General features: G+C 26.1%; 6 protein-coding genes. All 6 read left to right on the plus strand.

All coding sequences use genetic code 11. From position 1 onward, the window contains the following. The first annotated feature begins 52 nt into the window (after positions 1 to 52). Entirely contained in the window at positions 53 to 202 is a 150-nt protein-coding gene (locus tag KQI69_RS00020) for a hypothetical protein (RefSeq protein WP_216563176.1), read from the plus strand. A gap of 24 nt (positions 203 to 226) precedes the next feature. Next, positions 227 to 1168, plus strand: a complete 942-nt coding sequence (locus KQI69_RS00025) for a hypothetical protein (RefSeq protein WP_216563177.1) — start codon at positions 227 to 229, stop codon at positions 1166 to 1168. Beyond that, positions 1165 to 4467: a hypothetical protein gene (locus tag KQI69_RS00030; protein ID WP_216563178.1), complete on the plus strand. Its 3303-nt coding sequence runs from the start codon at positions 1165 to 1167 to the stop codon at positions 4465 to 4467. The genes KQI69_RS00025 and KQI69_RS00030 overlap by 4 nt, the downstream gene beginning before the upstream one ends. A gap of 104 nt (positions 4468 to 4571) precedes the next feature. Beyond that, positions 4572 to 5264, plus strand: a complete 693-nt coding sequence (locus KQI69_RS00035) for a hypothetical protein (protein ID WP_216563179.1) — start codon at positions 4572 to 4574, stop codon at positions 5262 to 5264. Then, positions 5254 to 5685, plus strand: a complete 432-nt coding sequence (locus KQI69_RS00040) for a hypothetical protein (RefSeq protein WP_216563180.1) — start codon at positions 5254 to 5256, stop codon at positions 5683 to 5685. Before KQI69_RS00035 ends, KQI69_RS00040 begins: the two co-directional genes overlap by 11 nt. Before the next feature lie 5 nt (positions 5686 to 5690). After that, on the plus strand, positions 5691 to 6149 hold the full coding sequence (locus KQI69_RS00045) for a hypothetical protein (RefSeq protein ID WP_216563181.1): 459 nt from the start codon (positions 5691 to 5693) through the stop codon (positions 6147 to 6149). Positions 6150 to 6395: the final 246 nt, after the last annotated feature.

Genomic DNA, 6395 nt, shown 5'->3' on the forward strand with positions numbered 1-6395 from the left:
TAGCAGCCAATAGTGTTATGAGCAAGTAGCAAAGCGGATTGCGAATATCCGCTTGACTGGATATACAATAGAAAATATAAATAAATCAGTTCAGGAGATATATGATTATGAGGGATCAGCAAAGACTACTGTATTTATCTCACATAAATATGATGATTTAGAGGAAATAAAGGGTTTGAACGGATTTCTTGAAACAAGATAGTGTGTAAAAGGAGAGTGAAAAAGATTGTTTAAAATATATTCGATAGGTAGCGGTCTTGGCGATTGCTTTTTTATTGAAATTGGTGAACAAACCATGCCGATAAGAATTTTAGTTGATGGAAGAGATGGAACTCAGACTGATGAGATAATTACAAGATTAGAAGAAATAGAAAAAAGTGATGATAAAAAAATAGATATTATGATTGTAACACATATTGATCAAGATCATATAAAAGGGATTATCGAATTAATGAAAAAAAGACCAGAAATGTTTGAACAAACAATAGTTATTTATAATTATGTAACAAAAGATGTTATTAGCTATAGTCAGGCAGAAGAGTTTGAAGAAAAAATAAAAAATCATACAGTCTTTTCCAGTGCAAAACAGAAATATCCAGATATATTAGGATCAAAAATAGAGATTATTTCTAAAGGTGAAAGCAAAGATTTTTATAATCAAATTGAGGAACTTCAAAAAGAAATACCTATATTAATTTTGTTATCACCAGATAAAAATGGGATTGATAGTGTATATGAAGAATATAAAATTAAAAGATCAAAAGATAAAAGGGGTAGTGCTGTAAAAATAAATAGAAATTCAATTGTGTTTTTAATTGAATATAAGGATAAATGTGCACTGTTTGCTGGAGATGCATACATCAAGCATATAGACAAAATTTTGTCTAGCTTAGGAGAAAACTTAAATAAAAAAGTAATTGATATAATTAAAATGCCTCATCATGGTGCTGAAAAAAATAATAAGGGAATTGTAGATTTTGCAAATAAACATAAGTGTTCTAAATTTATTGTGACTGGTGAAGATGATTGGAAAGGAATACATCCACATAAAGGTATCATAAATGAAATAACTAAGAAAATAATTGATTTTGTAATTTATGCAAAGATGGATATTAAAGATGATCAAATTAGTGTTAAGGCGGAAAGTGACGAGGAAATAGAAATATGATTGAAAAAAATATAGTTTTAATAGAAACATTAAATAATATAGGTACAGGATTATTATATCCTTGTGATTACAAAGGAAAAGAAACAGAAAATGATGAGAATGTAGGAGACTCGTATATACTAATAACTAATCATCATGTATTAGGATATCTTCCAAAAATTAATATTAAAGATTGTGTAAAATTGACATTTTATGATGATTGGGGAAATTTAATTGATATAGATGATATTTGTCAAATTAAATTATTTGAAAACAAGTACAAGTCAGACAACGATGAAGAAGATACTTTAGATGAATGGGATAGAACAAAAGATATTGTAGCATTACTGATAATATTAAATAGAGGGATTAAGTTAACTCTATCAACAGACATAATGTTTAACAAACTTGAAAATAGAGAAAAATTATATGTAGAAGGATATCCAGGTGTTTTATTTGAGCAGGAGGTTAACAAGAGGATTCAATTGGAGGGAATAGAAAAAACTATTTTTCCGTTTAATGATAGAATTGGTGCATATCAAATTACAGATGATTATCATTGGTATAATGATTTAGGTGATAGAGCTTTGTTAGAAGGATTATCTGGAAGCCCGTTATTTGTAAAAAATAGTGGAAAAGAATTTATTTTAGGAATAAATCAGTCTATTGCCAATGTTGATGATGGAAAAAATCCATTTAAAATAATATATTATCTTAGAATTGAATATATAATAAACTTTTTAAGAGAAAATAATTGTATAATTTATAAGAGAGTTGGTGAGAATAAAATTCAAATAGAATGGATTTATGAACAAGAGTTGAAAATGGAAAATGACATAACAATCCTGATGATTGGAGGAAGTGGTGCTGGAAAATCATCTATTGCTAAAAATTTTGCTCTTCATGGAAATAGCATCAATTCTACAAACGATGGTCAGACAACCCGTACAGATGTTATATACAAATATTCAGTAACACAAAAACTGCCTAAAGCAACTGTTTATTTTTTAAATCAACAAAAGTTTGTAGAACAAATGTTGACACATGTAGATATGTATTCATTTGCATTTTATTTTGAAAAAATATTTAAATTAAGTAAAAATTTTGTTACTGACGAAAAGAAATTGATGAAAAATATTTTTGAGATTTTAAACATAATTAGTGATGTTGAAGGAAAAGAGGAAGCATATGAAAAGCAAAAAAATCAAATACTATGTTGCTTAGAGGATGAATTAGTAAATAAAGAAAAAATCAAATTATACCAAACTTTGTTAAATATATTTAAAGAAGATAAATATATAAAAGTTTTAAAATATATTTTAGATGAAAATGAAGTTATCGAAGCTAGAAAGGTACTTATGCTCGAAGAAGAAAATAATTATATTCCTGGAGAGGTATTTGAAGCAATAGAAAAAATTGAGAATTGGCGTAATGATTTCAATTTTGACGAGTATCGTAAAAATCTAATTGAGAAAGTTGTAGGAGATAAGTCCGGTGATAAACAATTGGACGAACAATTGCCTGAATTAATAAATGAATATAATAAAATTATTTTGCATTGTGAAGGATTTTTTGATTTAAAAGACTTTGAATACATTCTTGATGTAGAGGATGTTTATAATTTAAGGCAGTTAGAAAGTAGATGGGGGAATTTAACAAATCAAGATGACAAAAATGGAGAAGAATATCCTGAAGAAGATGATGACTCTGAAAAATTAAAAATAAAATTATATAACAATTTAATACAATGCTATAAAAAAATACATAAAATCATTAAAATTGCAATACAAGAGAGGTATCCTTTTTATGACAAACCTATAAGATTAGATGATGCTACAAAAGAAACTAGAGAATTTCTTTCAGAGTGTTTGCAAGTATCAAATAATCGTTCTTTAACAGGAATGGTTGATAATGTACAAATTCAAGATAAAATAAGTAATGAGTACTCATTTATTTTTCGAGAGTTTAATATAAATCAATTGACATTAGTTGACACTTGTGGTTTAGATCATGTTGAAACTAATTCGCAAAAAGATATTATACACAGATTGGATAATTATTATTATGAGATGAATAGCAAAGATTGCAAATGGTATGAAAAAACTGACAGAGATAGAAAAGTAGCCGTTTTATTTGTAAAAAAATTAGATGCTGGAAAACCAGATGAACTACGGACAATAGTGCCATGCATAAAGAAGAGTATACCTAAAGCACCTGTATATTGTATGTTTACAGGAATAGATATTTTTTATAAATCTGAACAAGAAGTTGCAACATTAGATTGGTCCTTTATATCAAATAGGTGTCCGAAAGTAGTTACATATATTTTAGATCAAAACACTGAATTAAAAAATTATATGTCAGATATACAATACATTGTTTTGAAAAATAATATAATTCCGTATTGTGGTAAGCAAAGCCTAATAAAAGAGCAGTTTTGTTTTGAAAAATCAAATTATAAATATATTCGAAAATTGATAGCTTCTATTTCAATGAAAGAATCTAGTAGTTTAGAAATTCTGGAATGGAATGAAAAGTTAGAGAATAGTGTAAAACAATCAATAAATGAGATTATAGGAAAGATTTTTGCTAATGCATCTCTAGACGCAAGTGAATTTCGTTGGAATACAATAAATGCTGATGTAATTAGCGGTTATAAAGGAAATCTAGGATATTGTTACACATATTCGCATTATTTTTATCAGTTATTTCATAAAGCATATGTTGAGACTATGGATAGTTGTGCTGCTAACATTTTGGAACATAATCATATTTATTCAATTACTCCTATTATGTCGGCACTATATGAAATAGAAACGAAATTTTTAGGAAATAATGAAAATTTGTATAAAATCGATATAGATGAAGCAGAAAAGAATGATTTTAGAATGATTTTAGAAAAAATGTATGCATGCAAAGGCTCTGACATTAAAGATGGATTTAAATATAATATATTTGATAAGAGAATATATGAAGAAGTTCTATCAGGAGATAAAAAGAAAATGAAAGAAAAATATAGAGATGAATTTTTTAATTGTGTTTTTGGTTTTACAAAAGGATTGCCGCTAAACATTGAATATAACGAAAAAACGGGTACTGTACAGGAATTTTTGAGGGATGTATTATTAAAACTATTAAAGGAACAAATAGAGAAGGATAACCAGAAGAAATCTAAAAACATTGTTAAAATATCTGAAAATTATTACAAAGAATTACAAAATATCGAAAAATCATTTATGCAAAAATATGGTATAGATGATAAGGGAAAATTTTTTGACTTAATGATTAGATTTTTTCAAAATAAAAAGAATGAAAAATAAAAAACAATCATGAAATTTCAATGTGTTGATTCTTTGAACAACAGCTGGATATTTTGGTTTTGTGCAATCAGACAATTCAATAAGATAAAGAAAGAAGGGGCATTATGAGTGATTTTATGGATAAATTAAATATTTTTGATATTTTCACAATGTTAATTCCAGGAGTAGTGTTTTGGTGTTCAATAGGAGTAGTATTATCATTAAATGAATGTGAATGGTGGAAGAGATTAGGAAATCAAAGATATGTATATTTTTTAGTTGCGAGTTATGTAATTGGAATAGTGCTACAGGAAATAGGTACTATATTTGATAAATTATTTCTTCATAAATTATTGTATGGTGGAGAACAGAGGAAAACATTTTTAACAAAAGAAAATTGGAAAAGAAGTTTTAGTAATGAGTGTATGTATAAAATTGGAAAAGAGATAAGAAAAAGTGTAATAAAGCAGATGGAACATAAGGATGTAGCAGAAGAAGAAATAAATTTATTTGTATTTTCATATTGTGTAAATTACTTGGAAAAAAGGAATTTAAATAGTAAAGTTGATAAAATGTTAATACTATCGGAGATGAGTCGTTCATTTATGTATATATGTTTAATTATTTTTGGAGTGTTGGAATTTAAGATATTTTTGGGAGATGTATTTTGGTATTACTGGTTAGCAAAAGCAGTTACAATAATATTTTTTGTTGTGTTTTTTATGAGAAAGAAACGATATGAAAAATATAGATTAGCAATAATGATAAGACTAGTATGGTCATGTATGGAGGAGGAAAAAATTAATAGTGGAAAATAAAGAAATTAATGAATATATGATTGCACAGTGGACATTGTGTATAGAAATGGCAAATGAAATAAGTAAAAGAAGGGACAATATGAATAAATTCTTTTTAGGAATTAATACAGCTATAATAGCTACAATATCGTTAGAATGGAAAATAATGAGTATTTTTTTGAACATTATGGGAATTATAATTTGTTTTGTTTGGATGAAATTTATTAAGAATTACAAAATTATAAATATTGAGAAATATAATGTAATAAGTAATATTGAGGAAAAGATGATTTTTAAACCATTTAGGATGGAATGGGAAGCATTACAAAGTAATAAAAAATATAAAAGAAATAGTAAATTAGAACTTTTATTGCCCATTATATACATTGTTGTTGATATCATAATGATACTTTTAATTTTAATAGTATATTTTAAAGGTTAAAAAGAGTGGAAAAAGAAATTTTATTAAGGATATTAGAAAAAGTAGATCAAAGTTCAAATAATTTAGAAATTTGGATTCCTGCTATTATCAGTATAGTTACTTTACTTGCAAATTTGGTATTTTATATTTTTGTTCAACCCAAATTAAAATATAGAGCTGAGGCTCGAGAAAATCTTACTAAAATAGCTGCAGAGTTATTGGGATATTTGTCGGATATTGTGTCATTTGATTCATTTGATGGTGTTCTTACAAAAGTTAGAAAATTGAGTTTACAAATACATTTGCAATTTAAAAATGGAATTGCTGATAAGGAAATTGAAGATTTATTGGAAAAAATATATAAAGAAATACAAAAAAGAAAAGATATTGTTGATAATCAAGAAATTACTGACTGGAATGAAAATTTTAGGTATTATGTAAGAAAATTGAGGATAAAATTGGCAAAATATTGTGGTGTTTTATAAGAAATGGAGATTATATGGACAAATTGTTGGATAGGTTGGGAATATATGATTTATTTGCTATATTATTTCCTGGATTTATTTCATTATTTAGTGTTTCGTATTATTGTAGAGTTTGTGATATTGTATTTTGGAAAAATTTTTTTTATGATAAAATAAGTTTTAATACAATAGTAATTAGTTATTTGATAGGTAAGCGCAAAATATCCATGCGGATAGCATATCAACAAATATTATGCCATAATTAGA

This window comes from Eubacterium sp. MSJ-13 (assembly GCF_018918235.1).
GTDB lineage: Bacteria > Bacillota > Clostridia > Lachnospirales > Lachnospiraceae > Butyribacter.